Here is a 16,542-nt window from a genome sequence, read left to right as displayed (position 1 = left end):
GCTGCCGGACCGAGGCCTCTACTGGGCGGCAGGATCCGAGAGCCAGCGTGCCAGTGCGTCGGGCGAGGAGGTCAGCATCACCTCTCCCACGCGCTCCTCACCGAGCCGGTCGAGCCGCTGCGCGAGGTTCGCGCTTTCAGCTTCCGTGAGCGGACGGCCTAGCCGGATGCCGTACAGCCGGGCCATGGCCTTGAACCGACCTCGCTGCTCGGCCTCCTCCAACTGCTGCTGGTACCACTCCTGTGCATCCACGCAGATGTCGTACCACGCCATCGGGCGCGCGTTGCGCCTCAGGGCGCGAAGCGGGGGTCGCCTTCGACGAGCCAGGAGAAGGCGGTCTTGATCTCGTCGGCGACGGCGCCGGTGTAGCCGTGGCCGACGCCCTTGCCGTGGACCACGCGGGTGGGGACGCCGGCCTTGTCGAGGCGGGAGGCGGGGTGCTTCGCAGAGGCCACGCAGCCCGGTTGACCGCAGGCGATGAGCAGGCGCTGGCCGCCGGCCTTGGCGTAGGCGGTGATGGCTCCGGGGGTCCACTTCTCGCTCCCGCCCTCGACGAGGATGGCGCGGGGGAAGAGGGCGGGGTCGCGGCCGAGGATGGCGACGCCGGTGATCGCGCCGAGGGAGAAGCCGGTGTAGACGACGGGGCCGGGGTCCACGTGGTCGGGATAGAGGGCGCGCAGGGCGGCGAGGCCGGCGCGGATCTCGCGTTCGAGGGCCTGGTTGTTGGCGTAGGTGAAGCGGATGTCGTCGGGGGCAGGGGAGTCGCGGCGGGCGTTGCCGCGCGGGCAGAGGACGAAGACCGAGGGGCCGACGATGTCGCGCCAGACCTGACACTGCCACTCGGGGCGATCGAAGTTGCCGTGGGTGGCGAGGACGACGGGGCGGCGGGTGGTGGCGCCGAGGGGGACGGAGACGACGGCGGGCGGGTGGCCCTCGATGGGCAGCTCGATGAGCGCACCGGCCGCGGTGAGCGGAGAGAGCGCGCGCGGCGCAGGCGAGGCGGCAGGGGCGCCGGAGGAAGGTGAGGGCGCGGTCGTGGCGCTGCTCGAAGCGTTGCTCGCGGCGCTGCTCGAAGCGTTGCTCGAAGCGTTGCTCGCGGGGCTGCTCGCGGGCGCAGGGAGCGCGGAGGAGGGCGGGGCAGGGGCCTGGGCGTGACCGCTCGTCTCGGTGGGGACGTGCTTCAGGGTGGGATCGCACGCGGCGAGCGCGAGGGGGACTGTGGTGAGCGCGAGGGCGAGGGCGCGTGTGAGCGTGCGTCGATCCGCCATGAGGACACGGTAGCACCGCGCGATCAGGGCGGTTCTCTGTACGTTTCCGCCCAGCCGTGCGTGCGCCCATGCGGCGCGTACGCCGCGTGCGCTGCGTCAAAACGGCGTCGTTCAAGATTCACCACCCACGCGGAATGCGTTGCGGCGCTCGGGCCCTCGGATAGCATCGCCGGTCGACGATGAAGACGAGGGGGATCATGGCCGCATCCTCAAGGCAGCTCCTGGCGCGTGCGATTCCGCTCCTTGCGGGGAGCCTCGCGTTCGCGTTCACCTGCGCGGCGGGGTGTTCCTCGGAGGAAGAGGGCGACGGTGGCTCCACGAGCACGGAGACGCGGCCTCCGGCGACGCCAGAGTCGGCGCGGGCGGCGTACACCGAGGTGGACGCGCGGCTGATGCAGAACTGCAACGCCTGCCACGCGGGCTCGGTCGAAGACAACTTCCTCGAACCGGGGGACGAGGAGGGGCGCTACCAGCGGCTCAAGCAGTGGCCTGCCTTCATCACCCCGGATCCGCGGGACAGCGTGCTGCTCACCTACCCGAAGGAGAACGGGACGCACCCCGGGCAGAGCAACCAGGTCCACCCGGGCTCGGCGCTCGAAGCCGTGGACGGGCTCCGGGTGGCGATGCAGAACTGGCTCCTCGAAGAGGCGCGGCTCATCGTGGACGATCCGGCGGCAGGGCCGCTCGGGATCGGGACGGATCCGATCACGCCGATCCTGGGGCTGAACGTGCTCTACCTCGATGGGCTGCACCCCGAGCTCGATGGGGTGGCGATCACCTTCATCGCCGAGGAGGCGTCGTTCGGGCTGGCCCTCACGGATCTCGACGTCTACACGACGGACCTCACCGGGGTGACCATGGACCGGCCGAGGCTGGTGATCTACCCGCTCGGCGTCGAGGCGAAGACGGCGACGCTCACCGACGCCTTCAACTCCCTGAAGCTCGACGTGCCGGCGAGCTCGGTGCAGCAGATGGGCGAGGGGCAGATCTTCCTCACCGACTGGGTGCCCGAGGCGAAGATCGCGTTCCACTTCAAGGAGCTGAAGCCGTACACGGCGGCGGCGCCAGCGGGGAACCCGTGCCTCGACTTCCCGACCTTCGATACGCGGGCGAAGCCGCAGCTCGGGGCGTGCGTGGGGTGCCACGCCGACCAGAACAACGAGGCTCACCTGGCGATGAACCTGACAGGGCTCAACGACCCGGCCGCCGTTGCCGACACGTGCGCGCAGATCCTGGCGCGCCGGGTGCTGCCCGACGATCCGGGGAACAGCTTGATCTTCCTCAACACGGACCCGAGCGGGCCCGCGACGCATCAGTTCAAGTTCGGTGATCCAGGGGTGTTCAACACCTTCAAGAGCGAGATTACGGTCTGGATCGAGGCGGAGCGGGCGGCCGCGATGGCCGCAGGACAGTAGCTCCCACGCGGGTGGGGGATTGCGAGGTGCTTATGAGAACGTTGGCGACTCTCCTGGCGCTCGGGGCGGCCCTCATGGCGACCTCGTGTGCCGGTGACCTCCCGGAAGACGGTGGTTCCTCCGGGACTGCCTTCAACCCGAACGAGCCGGCGGATCCGGACAAGGAGCCGATCCCCGAGGAGGCATACGACATCCTCAACGAGCGGGTCGAGAGCCCCAACGAGGCGCTGCGCACGGCCTCGCTCAAGATCTTGCGGCGGTTCCCCACGCTCGACGAGATCACCGAGGTGGAGACGGGCGGGAGGGCCTCGTACGAGGCGCTGCTCGACGCCATGTTCGAGACGCCGGAGTTCTCCGAGCGGATGATCAAGTGGTGGCAGGACATCATGCGCCAGGGCGGCGCGGATCCGGGCGACGACCGCAACGCGGCGCCGACCCTGGCGGCGCAGCTCATCGTGGAGGGGCGGCCGTTCATGCAGGTGCTGACGGCGACCGACAACTGCTCGGCCTACGACGCGGCGAACAACGCCTTCGTGGCGGCGCCGTGCAACAGCGGCGCCCCGGCCGAGGCGGGGGTGCTGACCAACCCGGGGGTGATGCGCCAGTTCTACGGGACCATGGCGTTCCGGAGGGTGCGCTGGGTGCAGGAGATCTTCACCTGCCGGGATCTGCCGGTGGAGGAAGGGGCCACGCCCCAGGACGTGGGCGGCGGCGGCTCCTTCCAGGGGCCGTGGGCGTTCACCTCCATCTCGGGCGCGCCGGTGAACTTCCTGGGCACGGACGGGGTGGTCTGCGCGAACTGCCACCAGACGATGAACCACATGGCGCCGCTCTTCGGGCGCTTCGACATGGATGGCCGCTACCTGACGGACGGCTACGGGGTGGTCACCAACGTCAACGGCGAGGCGGTGCCCTCGCAGCTCGAGCACTGGCTGCCCGCGGGGCAGACCACGGCGTGGCGCTTCGGCAAGCCGGCGGCGGACCTGCCGGCGCTCGGCGCGGCGATCGCGGCGGACCCGCAGGTGCACGCCTGCATGGTGAAGCGGGCGTGGAACTTCGTGATGTCGAAAGAGGACATCGTGAGCGCCGGCGCGATCGTGCCGGACGAGATCGTCGCGCCGTTCCTCGAGCGGTTCAAGTCGGGCTTCGACCTCAAGGATACCTTGAGGGCGATGTTCAAGAGCGATGACTTCCTCAAGCGGTGAGCGGGAAAGGAGAGCGACAATGAAGCAAAGCACTTCGACCCTGTTCTGCCGCAGCGCGGCCCTGCTCCTCGTCTCGGCGGTGGTGTACGCCGCGGGGTGCGACGTGGAGGCTCCGACCCAGGTCGAGCCGGCGCACCCGAGCAACCATGACGTGATCGGCCAGGATCCGGACGCGACGTTCGGCGGCGAGGACAACACCTTCAACCACGCCGAGGATCTCAGCGAGAGCGGCCGCAAGACCGACGCGGAGGTCATGGCGCAGCGGCTGGAAGAAGGGCCGGCGCCGATCCGCACCCGGATGCACTCCTGCACGAAGCTGCCGGTGGAGACCCTGCGCAACGTGCTGGAAGACTTCGGGGTGAGCATCGACGCGGGCGCCGATCCGGGGCAGCCGCGCACGGCGGGGCAGCTCTACCGGGACGGCCAGCGCGCGCTCGGCATCGCCGAGTACAACGCCCGCATCAGCACGCCCCTCATCGCCAGCGCCGCGGGGGCCGCGAAGGGGCAGGACATCTGGATGCAGGCCGCCTCCGAGATCATCGCGGCGATGGAGACGCTCCCGCAGTGCATGAAGAACGGGCAGCCCGTGGCGATGTTCGACGCCAGCAACCGCTGCAACCGGGACGCGGTCACCTGCCTCATCGCCAGGCCCGCGACCGACGACCACGTCGCGCTCTGCAACGAGGCGGTGACCCGCGCCAGCGACGTCGACAAGGGCAAGATCATCGCCGTGGCCTCGTTGCTCGCGGCTGCGCACACGTGCGAGTAGGCGGGAGGTAACCATGGTCTGCGAGAAGACGAAGAACCTGCGCGGGAGTTCCCGCCGCACCTTTCTCAAGCTGACGAGCGCGATCGGGGCCGCGATGGCCCTCGACCGGGCCCGGGTCCTCGACGTGATCGCGGACAGCGGCGGCTCGGCGCTGGCCGACGAGGCGGCGAAGAGGCCGCGGAAGCTGTTCTGCATCAACGACGGCGGCGGAGGCTTCGCGTGGTACACGCAGCTCTTCCCCTGGCCCGACATCGCCGACGCGGCGCGGGGCAACATCTCGTACTTCGATCCGGCGACCGCGACGCCCGGCGACACGGACAAGCCGTCGCGGGTCAACGAGTACACGCCCTTCACCAAGCTCGGGAAGGGCAAGCAGATGAGCGTGATGATGTCCGGCACCATCATGGTGCACAGCGACGCGCACGCGGGGCCGGTCACCATGGACAACGGCATGGGCCTGCTGGCCGCGGCGGCGTCCATCCAGGCGGTGAACAGCGCGCTCGTGCCGGTCATCGGCATCCAGCCGTTCGTGTTCGGCAACGCCGACGGCGCGCCCGGGGTCACCCAGATCGGGAGCGCGGACGAGATGGTCGAGCTGTTCAACAGCGCGGCCTCCCAGTACGCGATCCAGGTGGGGAGCGACGCCGAGCTGTACGAGGCGATGTTCAAGGCCCAGGCCGGCCTGCTCCGCGCGGCGGATCGCCCGACCGTGCGGCGGCACCTCGACGTGGGCCGGTCGGCGGCGGGCTTTCTCGGGAAGAACCTCGCCGCGCTGCTCGCGCCGACGGACGACGACCTGGCGCGCTACGAGCTGGGCGCCGGCGTGGATCAGGTGATGTCGCAGCTCGGCCGCGCCCTGATCACCGCCTCCAAGGCGTTCAAGATGGGCCTGACCCAGATGGTCATCGCCCCCGGGCTGCGCGGCGATCCGCACGGCGCGTTCAACAACGTGGGCGGCATGCGCGACACGGTGCGCCGGCTGGGGCTGATGATGGACCGGTTCATGGAGGACCTCGACGAGGTCGACTCCGGGAGCGGGCGGCGGCACTCCGACGACGTGGTGATGCTCATCCACGGCGATACCCCGAAGCAGCCGCGCGAGAGGAGCAACTGGGACGACGGGACCGCGAACGGCACGAACTGGGTCTACGCGATGGGCAACGGCCGCCTGAAGACCGGGGCGTTCGGGGTGTACTCCGCCGACGACGGGGGCCCGGTGCACAGCGTCAACCCGGCCACGGGCGAGCTGGATCCCAACCGCTCCTCGGCGAGCACCACCTCCCAGGTGAACGCCGCCATCCTCTACGCCCTCTCGGGCGATCACGAGGTGGTGAAGCGCTACTACAACGGCAACGAGTCCTACAACGGCTACATCGTCGAGGACGTGGACGGCTGAAGCCCGCCCCTGACGCGAGCCCGCGACGCGCGTCGGTGACGCGAACGCGCGGGCTCGCTCCCCACCCGCACTCCTGACGCACGCCGCCCGCGCCCGGGCCGCCGTCGCTGGCGCCTGCAGGGTGGCCTTTCCCGGGGCCTCCTTCGCGATCAAGATGCGCGGGCGATGGGTGAGCAGGAGACCGCGTTCGACGTCGACTTCATCGTGGTCGGCTCCGGCTTCGGCGGGAGCGTGGCGGCGCACCGGCTGACCGAGAAGGGCTACCGGGTGGCGGTGCTGGAGATGGGGCGGCGGTGGACCCCGGAGACCATGCCAGAGACGAGCTGGTCCCTGTCGCGGTGGATCTGGAGGCCGGAGCTTTCGCTGCGGGGCTTCTTCAACATCCACCTCTTCCGGCACGTGATGATCCTGCACGGGTGCGCGGTGGGCGGGGGGTCGATCACCTACGCGAACACGCTGCTGCTGCCGCCGCCCAGGGTGTGGAGCATGGGGTCGTGGGCGGGGCTCGCAGACTGGGCGGAGGAGATGCCGGCGCACTACCAGGAGGCGAGCCGGATGCTGGGGGTGATCGAGAACCGGATCCTGGGGCCCGCAGACCTCTTGCTGAAGAAGGCCGCCGACGCCGCCGGGGTGGGGGAGACGTTCTACCGGACGCGCGTGGCGGTGCTGCAGGCGCCCGAGGGGGAGGCCGGGGGCAAGCGGGTGGAAGACCCGTTCTTCGACGGCGCGGGGCCGGCGCGGACGACGTGCATCGGCTGCGGGGGCTGCATGATGGGGTGCAGGTTCGGGGCGAAGAACACGCTCGATCTGAACTACCTGTACCTGGCGGAGCGGGGCGGGGCCGAGGTGCTGGCGGAGATGAAGGTGGTCGACATCCGGCCGCTGGGGGGAGGGGACGGGCGCGCGGGGTACGAGGTGACCGCGGTGCGGTCGACGGCGTGGGTGCGGAAGGCGCCGCGGCGGTTCACCTGCCGGGGGGTGGTGGTGGCGGGGTCGGCCCTGGGGACGATGGAGCTGCTCTTCAAGCTGAAGGACAAGGGGTCGCTGCCGCGCCTGAGCGCGCACCTGGGGGACAAGGTGCGGACCAACTCGGAGTCGCTGATCGGGGTGCGCATCCCGGGGAGCAAGGAGAGCCTGTCGCAGGGGATCGCGATCGGGTCGGGGATCTACGTGGACGAGAACACGCACATCGAGGCGACGCGCTACCCGGAGGGGTCGGACGCGATGGCGCTGCTCAGCACGTTGCTGACCCGGGGTCGGCCGGGGGTGGCGCGGGTGGGGACGTGGATCGCGACGCTCACGCTGGCGCTGCTCCGGCACCCGCTGAAGACGCTGCGGCTCCTGTGGCCCGCGGGGTGGGCGCGGGAGACGGTGATCCTCCTGTGCATGCAGGCGATCGACGGGCACATCGACATGCGCTGGAAGCGGCGGTGGTTCTGGCCGCTCCGGAAGGTGCTGGTGAGCGAGGGGGAGAAGATCCCCACGAACATCCCGGCGGCGAACGACTTCGCCGAGAAGCTGGCGGAGGTGTCCGGGGGGACGGCGATGAGCACGGTGACCGAGGTGCTGTTCGACATCCCGAGCACGGCGCACTGCCTGGGGGGCTGCATCATCGGGGACTCGCCGCGGAACGGGGTGGTCGATCATCGGCACCGGGTGTTCGGGTACAGGAACCTGTACGTGTGCGATGGGTCGGTGATCGGGGCGAACCTGGGGGTGAACCCGAGCCTGACCATCACGGCGCTGGCCGAGCGGGCGATGAGCTACATCCCGGCGGCGGCGGTGCACGGGTGGGATGACGGGGCGGAGTGGCAGGCGGAGCGGCCGCGGCTCGGGGTGGCGGAGCCGGTGGACCTGATCGAGCAGCCCAAGGCGCCCGTGACGGACGATCCGCCGGAGGTCTGAGCGGGGAGGACGCTTCAGGCGGAAAAGCCTGCCTCAGGGCCGAGCCGAAGCGCCCGCCGCAGGCCGCGGCGTCAGGTGCAGGTCGCGCGGGGCGCGTATGCTCACGGGTGGGTCACACGGTCCGCGCGGCGCGATGGACCTGATACACACGGTCGGGGACACTGCTCGCTTCCAGATGCGACGGGCGTCAGGCCCGAAGCGGCAGAACGCTCCGGAGATCGCGGGTGGATCGCGGAGTGGGGGGCCCCGACGAGCTTTGCTCGGCGGGGGGCGGGGGCGCGAGCCCCTGCCGTGTGAATGAGGGCAGGATCATGAGCTTCGCGAACGCCACGCCCTACATGGCTCTCGACGTGCCGATGCAAGATCACGAGGGGCGTGAGTTCGTCGTGGCGATCGTGAAGGCGTCGTTCGCGGTGACGGCGTCGGGGAAGCTCGCGCCCGCGGAGCCCGTGTCCATCCGCCTGAACGACGCGCTGTGGTACCCCGACGCGATCGAGAGCAGCCTCAAGCTCCCGAGCGATCTTTGCATCGAGAAGCAGGGGACGGATGTCGTCGTGGTGGGGCACGCGATCTCTGCGCATCCGGTCGAGGTCATGGACGTGGCGGTCAAGGTCGGCGGCGTGGTGGTGCCGCTCCGGGTGCACGGACAGCGCATGTTCTATCGGTCCATGATGGGCGTCTCGATCGGGCCCGCGGCGCCCTTCGAGCGGATGCCGGTGGTCTACGAGCGCGCGTGGGGGGGCGCCTCGGACGACCTCTGGATCGTGGAGAGCCGGAACCCCGCGGGCCGCGGCGTGGCGCGCAAGCCGAAGGACCTCGTCGACACGCCGGCGCCCCAGATAGAGCACCCGGCGCTGCCGCACACGTCGGCGGACGACGAGCACCCGCCCGTGGGGTTCGGGGCGATCCGGAGCCACTGGTCGCCGCGCAAGGAGTACGTCGGCACGTTCGATGAGGTGTGGGAGCGGACGCGCTCGCCGATGCTCCCCGCGGACTTCGATGTCCGGTTCAACAACGTCGCGCATCCCTCGCTGCGCTTCGAGGCGCCGCTCCTCGCCGGCGAGGCGATCGCGGTGCTCGGGATGTCGCCGGAGGGGCTCGTCCAGTTCGAGATCCCCGAGATCGCGGTGCGGATCGTGGGCCGCTCGGATCTCTCGGGGCGCGTCGAGGCGCGTCCCACCGTCGACACGGTGCTGATCCTGCCAGAGGAGGGCCGCGTCGAGCTGACGCTGCGCAAGGCGTTCCGGCTCGGGCGCGGGCGCGACGTGCTCCGGGAGCTGCGGGTCGAGCAGGCGTGAGCGGGAGCGGGAGCGCGGGCGGGGTGGGGCGTCCGGTACGGCGGAGAGCCTTTGCCGGACGGCGCTAACGCCACCCGCGCGTGAAGGCGGCGTCGTCGCGGCGTGCCTCCTCGGCGAGGGCGTCGAGGGCGAGATCGATCTCGGGCTTCGGGCGCGCGAGATCGACTGTCGCCCGGATCTCGGTGCGCGCCCCCAGCTCCGCGAGGCGCGCCTCGACGTGCGCCGCGGTGAGGGAGCCCGAGCGGCACTCGTCAGCGACGACCGAGGGCCTCCAGGGCGCCCCGCGCCGGTAGCGCAGCGCGGGGTCGAGCTTCATGCGCGTGATCGCGGCGCGCCAGGCGGTGATCTGGTCGCCTTCGTCGGGCGGGACGGCGTCGCCGAGCAGCGTGCGCAGCGCCTCCTCGGCCTCGTCGGCGAGGTCCTCGTCCTTGAGGTGGTGGAGGAGGAACGCCCAGATCCCCACGTGCCCGTACCGCGCGAGCGCCGAGAGGAGCGCGCCGTCCACGGGTGAGGCCGAGACGATCGCCTCGACGCGGGCCAGGTCGGTGTCGTCCCCGGCGAGCACGAAGAGGTCGAGCGCGCGAGGGCCGAGGTGCGCGAGGGGGGGGGCGCCCGCGCGCGCCCTTTCGTAGGGTGCGGTGTGGCCCATGCGGAGGAGCGCGGTCGACGCCGCGAGCGCGAGGTCGAGGTCCTCGGCGAGCGTCCAGCCCTCGAGCAGCAGTACGAGCGTCGGCGCCTCGTCGTGCCTCCACCGGGCGCTCGCGCGGATCGCGGCGCGCGCCATGGAGGTAGACCCGCGCGCGAGGTGCGCAGCGACGTCGACGGGCGTCATCGCGCCGGCCCGCACGAGGACGTCGATGCCGACGGCGCGCGCGGCAGGGACAGGCGAGGCGACGAGGTCCGTGGCGAGCGCGGGCGCGCGCGGGTGTGGCAGGAGCGCCAGGGCCTCCGCGGCGGCCGTGGCGTGCGCGTGCGCATCGCCGAGCCGCTCGAGGCCGGTGCGGAGCGCGAGGAGGGCGCTGTCGTCGTCGAAGCAGGCGAGTGCGAAGACGGCTGCGAAGGTCGTCCAGGGGTTGTCGGGGTCGGGGGGGGCGGCGGCGACCGCCCACCACGCGTCGATGGCGTGGAGGGGGTTGCCGAGCGCGAGGAGGGCGTCTGCGAGGCGCGCGAGCGAGAGTTCGATCTCGTCGCGGCTGGCGAGGGGGCGCGCGTCGCGGCTCCGGCCCCGAACCGCGATGTCTTCGAGGATCTCGTGGACGATCTGCACGCGGAAGGCGGTCACCGTGAGCGGGGGTGAGGCGTCGGTGCGGGTGACGGGAGCGGGCGGCGGGGCCAGCGCCTCGTCCGGAGCGAGGGGGCGAGGCGGCCGCCGTTCCCACGCGCGCGCCTCGGCGGCCCGGCGCTCTTCCTCCTCGGCGCAGGCCTCCGCGTGGAGGAGCGCGGCCATGGCCTCGACCATGTGCACATGATCCGTGGCGGGCGGCGCCTCCTCCGTGGCAGGCGGCGCCTCCTTCGTGGCAGGCGGCGCCTCCTCCGTGGCAGGCGGCGCCTGCGCCAGGGTGGGCGGCGCCGCCTCGGGAGCGGGTGGCAGCTTCTCCGTGTCGGGCGGCGTCTCGGCCAGCGCAGCCGGCGTCCCGGGGACGGCGTCGGGGGGCGTGGCGTCAGCGAGCATGGGGCGCGGGAGAACAGGGCCGAGCGCGACGGCGATCTCGGGGGCCGCGCGTCCCTTCATCTCGGCGCGCAACGAGGCGGCAGCGCGCGTTCCATCACCTCCGACCGCCCAGGCGAGGAAGGCGAAAGGCGGAGGCACGTCGAGGTCCGTCGCCCCGTGGCGGAGCAGCGCGAGCCCGTACGCGGCCGAGGCACCGCCGATCGCGGCGCCGAGCATGCCGAAGCGCGCTTCGAGCGACTCGTCCTGCCACCCCGCGCGGAACCGCGCCGCCTCGCGCGCAGTCGCGAGGCAGAGATCGCGGCGGCGGAGGGCGTCCACCTCCATCTGGCCGATCGCGAGGCGGACGGTGGCAGGCGCGACGGCGCGGACGACGGCGGTCATCGCGGCGCCGTCGGTGGGCTCGTCGTTCTCGTCGCTCGCCGCGCCCGCGGCCAGGGCGACGGCATCCACCCGGCCGACGACGGGATACCTCGCCCGCGCCGCCTCCGCGTCGTCCGCGACGACGAGGACCGCCGCGGCCTCCGAGGGGTGCGGGCGCCGCCCGATCCAGCGGTTCCTCGGCTGCGTGGCCGCTCTGTGCGCGAGGTACTCGGGCGAGACGAAGCTGTCGACCGCGACGATGATCCACACGCCCGGCGCCTGGGGGAGCGCCGCGTCGGCCGCTTCGAGCGCGGCGAACGTGCCCGTCTCCCCAGGGAAGCGGAGGATGCTCCGGGGATCGAGGCGGGCCGCGAGGACGCGCTCGATCTCCGCGGCCGTGTCCGTGGGGAGCCCTGGGCGCGGCCGCGGGACGACGAGGGCGAGGGTGATGGGCGCGCCGTGGAGGTCGTCCCTGAGGGGGCGGAGCGCGTCGTCGGTGGCGAGGGTCGCGAGCGCGGCCATGCGCGAGGCTGGGGGCGCGCCCACGTCGAGGAAGGGCGCGTGGTAGAGGCGGATGGGGTTTCCGTCGGCGTCCGCGAAGGCTGGGCGCGGGGGAGAGGGGAGCACGACGCGCCCGAGGAAGACGTGATCGCGCGGCGAGAGGCCGAAAGGGGACACGAGCCCCGTGCCCAGGACCGCGAGCGTCATGAGGTGCTCGACGCTCCTTTCTGCTTGGTCGTCCCGGTGACCTCGATGGTGCTCGCCTCGACGAGGACGCCGGAGGGCGAGGTCGAGAGCCTGGAGCCGCCGACCACGAAGGTGACGTGTGCGCCCTTCATCTTCAGCGCGCCGCCGATCTTCACCTTGAGCGCCGCGCCTGCCTTGATCGTGTGGGTGCCCCCGGCCTTGCTCTTCAGGGCTCCGGCGATGGACGTCTGGAGCGCGCCGGTCACGTCGCGGGTGAGGGTGCCGGCCGACGTGATCGAGAGGCTCCCGAGGGCCTCGCTGGAGGCGCCGAGAATGTTCACGCCCGCCTGCCCAGCGCGGATGTTGTGGCTCGCGCCCACGAGGAGCGTCGAGGGGCCCACCGTGGTCCAGCCGATCGTCCCCGGGGTGGCGACGCCCAGCGCAGCGCCGATGATCTCGGTCATCATGCCTTCGACGATGGTGTTGCGGTGGCCCGGTCCAGGGCCCTGGGGGCCGGCGGTGTCGGACGCGCTCGATGCGCCACCGCCGCCCGCCTGCGGGGCCTGCGCGAGCGGTCGTTCCGCCCAGGGGCGCGGCATGGCCTCGGCGATGGCGCTGAGCGCGACGCTCCCGCCGGGCACGAGGGCGTCCGCCGCCATCGCCAGGGAACCTTGCACGGCCGCGAGGCCGCCCTGCTTGTAGCCCTGGTAGCCGACCTGGGCCAGGCCGGCGGCGGCCGACACGAACGCGCCCACCTTCCCGAGGGAGCCGACGCCCTGGAGCGCCGCCGATTTGGCGAGGTTCAGCGCGCCCGAGACGGGGTTGCCGACCTTCTCGAGGCAGGCGCCGCCGATGATGACGCTCTCCGAGCCGACGCCGACCTGGAGATCGCCTTTGACGTAGATCGACTGCATCCCTCCGACCGATGCCGACTGCGAGCCGAGGTCGTTCAGGTAGGCCTCCGTCACGGAGATGCTCTCGCTCCCGCCCACCGAGAGCGTTTGCGAGGCCTTCACCGTGAGAGCTTCGTTCTTCACGATCTGGGTGAGCATGTCGTGCGCGATGGTCAGCTTCTTGCCGAACCCGGCGCCGACCGCGATGACCTCCTTGCCGGCGGCGTCGTCGAAGCGGATCACGTTCTGGCGGGCCGCGCCGGGAGAGCTCGACGTGCCGACGACGGTCGCGGTCTTGTTGGCGGGGAGGCTGTAAGGCGGGGGGTGCTTGTTGTTGTAGAGCCGGCCGATGACGTAAGGGCGATCGGGATCGCCATCCTCGTAGGCGACGACGACCTCCCACCCGACGCGGGGGAGCAGCATCGATCCCGGCATCTGGGGCTGCATGACGCGGATGCGCAGGCTGCTCTTGTCGTCCTGCGTGCCCTCGCGATCCCAGGGGAAGTGGACGCGCACGCACCCGAGAGCGTCGACGTGGACCTCCTCGCCGGACGCGCCGGTGACGAAGGCCGTCTGCACGCCCGCGATCTTCGGGCGCGGGGTGATGCGGGGCAGGCGCAGGGGGGTGTCGATGGGGATGGCCTCCACCTCGAGCGTGTGCGCGCCTCCGGAGCGGAAGTGGTGCTTCAGGCCGACGACGAGGTAGCCGCCCGCGACGTGCGTCCGCGCGCGCAGATCGGGCGAGGGCTCCACGTCGACCCGCACGCCAGGCGCGAGCGCGAAGGCGGTGGTGCCGAAGGAGACGGTCGTCGCATCAGCGCGCAGCGCCTCGAGCGCGAGCCTGGCCCGTGCGTCGCCAGCTCCCGGGTCACTGAACCGCCCGGGGGCCGTGTACACCTCGGTGTCCTGCTCGGGCCCCTTGCCGCCCGTCGCCACGCCCTCGAGATTCACCGCGGGGTTGCGGTAGTCGTAATCGCGGAGGGTGACCTTGCCGGGACGGCGCAGGTGCCGCGAGCGCGGCGCGAATGCGGTGGGGCGCGCCGCTTCGTCGCCCGCGCGATCGAGCAGGACGAGGGGCTCGTCGAGCACGGCGGCCGCGGCCGTCGAGGTGTCGGCGAGGATGAAGGTCTCGCTGGCCTCGCCGGCCTCGAAGCGGAAGGAGAGGCCGTCGTCTTCGCAGAGCCGGCGTACGAATGCGGCGTCGGTTTCGCCGTACTGCACGACGTACGGGCGCGGGTCGTGCGTGCCGCGCACGTCGACGCGGACGGCGCTGTCGCCGAACGCGCCATCGGCGACCACCTGCCTCACGATGTCCGGGGTGGCGAGGTTCTGGAAGGTCTTGGTGCGGGTGCGCAGCTCGAGCTGGGCGAACATCGAGCGCACGATGAGCTTGTAGTTCCGGGCGGCGTCGCGCGACGAGGTGGCGAGCGCCGAGCACCGCGTGACGATCCCGGCGATGGTCCGCGCGCCGTGGCCGCCCTCGATCACGACGAGGCAGCCGCGCCCGACGACCGCATCGCGCGCGAAGGGCTCCGGCGACGTCCCCTCGATGGTGAATTCGTGCGCCTCGCCGAGCCGCTCACGGCCATCCATGGCATTGCAGAGGAGCGTGATCGCGGGGTCCTGAAACGATATCGAGACGCTCATGGGAAACCTCAGAATGGTTCGAGGTCACGCTTGACCATCTCGAGAGACCCGGCGAGGGCCTCGTAGTGCAGGAGATCCAGGGCGCTCCCGTGGAAGTTCGCCGTCGGGCGTCCCTCTGTTTTCGGCAGGAGGCCGCCCATGGACATGGATTGCCGGAGGTAATCGACGAAGGGGAGCGCGAACGCGTCGCCCTGGCGGACGATGCCCTCGACGCCGCCGGCCGTGGGGACGAGGAGGAACGGGCTTTCGTCGGGCTCCTGCTGGTCCGGATCGAATTTCGTGGCTGGATCGGGGCCGATGACGATCTCCCCGTCGCTCTCTTGCAGGTCACGGGGGAGGCCTCGGTTCGTGGAGGCCCTGTGCGCCCTCGTCCGCTGGGCTGCGGTCCGCACAGGATGGATGACGAGCGGGTCCGTCACCTCCCACGCCGGGCCATTCCACCACCACGCGAGCGATGCGAGGTTCACCGCGCCGGTGTGGTCGTAGAAGGCGCGCAGCGAGGCAGGGAGTGGCCCGCCGATCACGCGCGTGATGGCCTCGTACGAGGCGGCGCGGGCGGGGTCCGGGGCGAGGAGCGCCTTCTTCGTCACGCCCGCGCCCTCGAGGGTGCGGAAGCGCGCGACGATCCGCGTGAGGTTCTTCCGCGCGCGGGCCATCGTCTCGCGCGCGACCTCCGTCGCCTCGTCCGCGAGCGCGCCCGCAGGCGGTCCGGGCAGCTCCGCGAGCTCTCGCCAGACGGCTTCGTGCTCGCCGGCACGGTAACGATCGAGCCAGCGGGGAGGCGTCGCGGGAGCCCAGGGCGCCGGGGGCGCGGGCTTCGCGAGGGGGTTGCCCGCGGCGTGGAGCGCTGCGTCGCGGGCCTGCCTGTCGCCCTGGGAGAGCACCGTGCGCGCGAAGGTCCCGAGCCGGGGGTGCTTCACGAGGCGCGCGGCGATGGGGAGCCAGCCCGGATCGGATCGCAGGAGGCTGCCGCTCTCCGTTCGCGCGATGTAATCGCCGTGCGCGATGAGGGTGCCCGTTCCCACCGCCCAGATGTCGTGCGCGAGCTTCGCGCCCGTCTCGGTCGCCACGGCTTCGTCCGTGAAGTAACGCGCGAACCGCGCGCTCGCCGCCGTCGGATCGAGCCTGTACATCGCCTCGATGGGGGTCTTGATCTCGGGGGCGACGTGGTGCGCGTCCCAGCGCAGTGAGGCCTTCCGCGCGCTCTTGTCGAGATCTGCCGCGATGGGATCGAGGGCCTCGCGCGTGCCGAGGGAGAGGAGCGCTTCCTCGACGAGGGGACGGAGGTCGCCCCCCCGCATGGAGAGGAGCAGGGGAGCGGCGGAGGTGGCGCGGTCCGTCGCGAGGGTGCGGACGAGCCATGTCACGACCTCGCGCTCGCCGCCCTCTGCGGTGAGGGCCAGCTCGGCGAGGCGCGCCATCCTGGCCTCGGGCGTGGCGAAATCAGAGCGCGCGCGGAGGACCTCGTCGAGCCCTTCGGAGCCGCGACCGTCCCAGGTGACGAGCCCGGCCCGGAGCGCCGCGCGGAGCCTCTCCCAGGGTACTGCCGCGCGCGCCGCGAGCGGGACGTGCGCGTGCCCGTCGGCCTTCCCGCGGAGCCAGAGGTCGACGCGGGTGTCCACCGGGAGGAGCGCGATCATCGCCGGGTAGACGGCGCCGAGGCTCCAGTAGATCCACGTCTCGACGTCCTGCGGCCCGAACGCGCGGTAGTCCTCGTCGAGCAGGCGAAGGAAGTGCGGGATTGCCGCGCGCGCCTCTCTGGCCACGAGGAGCGGGAGCGCAGCGCCGAGGACCTCGGCGTCGCGGCGGGCGAGGCCCTCGGCGAGGTGCACGGCGTCGGGATACACCTCGGCGAGCTCCACGCGATCGAACGCGAGGGTCGCTGGGTTGACGCGCAGGCCGGTCATGATCGCGTCGCGGGCGGCGATCGCGTGGAGCGCCTCGGCGGGCGCGGCGTCGAGGGCGATGCACACGGGCTCGATCGCGGCGCGGATGCGCTGGCTCAGCTCGGATTTCGTGGTTTCCAC

11 protein-coding genes are annotated in these 16,542 nt (G+C 72.0%); 6 read left to right on the top strand and 5 right to left on the bottom strand.

All coding sequences use genetic code 11. The features are described from left to right. Positions 1–18: 18 nt before the first annotated feature. Together CAP_RS02400 and CAP_RS43555 are read right to left on the bottom strand one after the other, a co-directional pair. Entirely contained in the window at positions 19–273 is a 255-nt protein-coding gene (locus tag CAP_RS02400; RefSeq protein ID WP_044235547.1) for a hypothetical protein, read from the bottom strand. A gap of 17 nt (positions 274–290) precedes the next feature. Further along, positions 291–1,268, bottom strand: coding sequence for an alpha/beta hydrolase (locus CAP_RS43555; protein ID WP_052373981.1), 978 nt, complete (start codon positions 1,266–1,268; stop codon positions 291–293). Between the two features lie 197 nt (positions 1,269–1,465). Between CAP_RS43555 and CAP_RS02390 the strand changes: the two genes are divergently transcribed. The 6 genes from CAP_RS02390 to CAP_RS02365 all read left to right on the top strand — a co-directional run bounded on the left by CAP_RS02390 (position 1,466) and on the right by CAP_RS02365 (position 9,256). Beyond that, the gene (locus tag CAP_RS02390; protein WP_044235544.1) at positions 1,466–2,683 is read left to right on the top strand and encodes a hypothetical protein; all 1,218 of its coding nucleotides are present in this window, start codon (positions 1,466–1,468) and stop codon (positions 2,681–2,683) included. A gap of 41 nt (positions 2,684–2,724) precedes the next feature. Continuing rightward, positions 2,725–3,888 carry a hypothetical protein gene (locus tag CAP_RS02385; protein ID WP_044235542.1) on the top strand — a complete coding sequence of 388 codons (1,164 nt, stop codon included), beginning with the start codon at positions 2,725–2,727 and terminating at the stop codon, positions 3,886–3,888. A 19-nt stretch (positions 3,889–3,907) separates the two neighbouring features. Continuing rightward, positions 3,908–4,657 carry a hypothetical protein gene (locus CAP_RS02380; RefSeq protein ID WP_044235540.1) on the top strand — a complete coding sequence of 250 codons (750 nt, stop codon included), beginning with the start codon at positions 3,908–3,910 and terminating at the stop codon, positions 4,655–4,657. 13 nt (positions 4,658–4,670) lie between these two features. Next, on the top strand, positions 4,671–6,053 hold the full coding sequence (locus CAP_RS02375; protein WP_044235537.1) for a hypothetical protein: 1,383 nt from the start codon (positions 4,671–4,673) through the stop codon (positions 6,051–6,053). A gap of 165 nt (positions 6,054–6,218) precedes the next feature. Continuing rightward, positions 6,219–7,958: a cholesterol oxidase gene (choxAB, locus tag CAP_RS02370; RefSeq protein WP_063748624.1), complete on the top strand. Its 1,740-nt coding sequence runs from the start codon at positions 6,219–6,221 to the stop codon at positions 7,956–7,958. A 311-nt stretch (positions 7,959–8,269) separates the two neighbouring features. Continuing rightward, positions 8,270–9,256 (top strand): DUF2169 family type VI secretion system accessory protein, encoded by a 987-nt coding sequence (locus CAP_RS02365; RefSeq protein ID WP_044235535.1) that lies wholly within the window; start codon positions 8,270–8,272, stop codon positions 9,254–9,256. Positions 9,257–9,320: 64 nt separating this feature from the next. On the opposite strand, the gene CAP_RS43550 is transcribed toward CAP_RS02365, so the two are convergent. The 3 genes from CAP_RS43550 to CAP_RS02350 are packed head-to-tail and all read right to left on the bottom strand — an operon-like array spanning position 9,321 to position 16,542. Then, the gene (locus tag CAP_RS43550) at positions 9,321–11,996 is read right to left on the bottom strand and encodes a hypothetical protein (protein WP_052373980.1); all 2,676 of its coding nucleotides are present in this window, start codon (positions 11,994–11,996) and stop codon (positions 9,321–9,323) included. Further along, positions 11,993–14,515: a type VI secretion system Vgr family protein gene (locus tag CAP_RS02355; protein ID WP_044235533.1), complete on the bottom strand. Its 2,523-nt coding sequence runs from the start codon at positions 14,513–14,515 to the stop codon at positions 11,993–11,995. Before CAP_RS02355 ends, CAP_RS43550 begins: the two co-directional genes overlap by 4 nt. Positions 14,516–14,523: 8 nt before the next feature. Beyond that, on the bottom strand, positions 14,524–16,542 hold the full coding sequence (locus CAP_RS02350) for a hypothetical protein (RefSeq protein WP_044235532.1): 2,019 nt from the start codon (positions 16,540–16,542) through the stop codon (positions 14,524–14,526).

It is taken from the genome of Chondromyces apiculatus DSM 436, assembly GCF_000601485.1.
GTDB classification, from domain to species: domain Bacteria; phylum Myxococcota_A; class Polyangia; order Polyangiales; family Polyangiaceae; genus Chondromyces; species Chondromyces apiculatus.
Note: the sequence above shows the minus strand (reverse complement) of the source record. Positions and strands in the feature narration are given on the sequence as shown.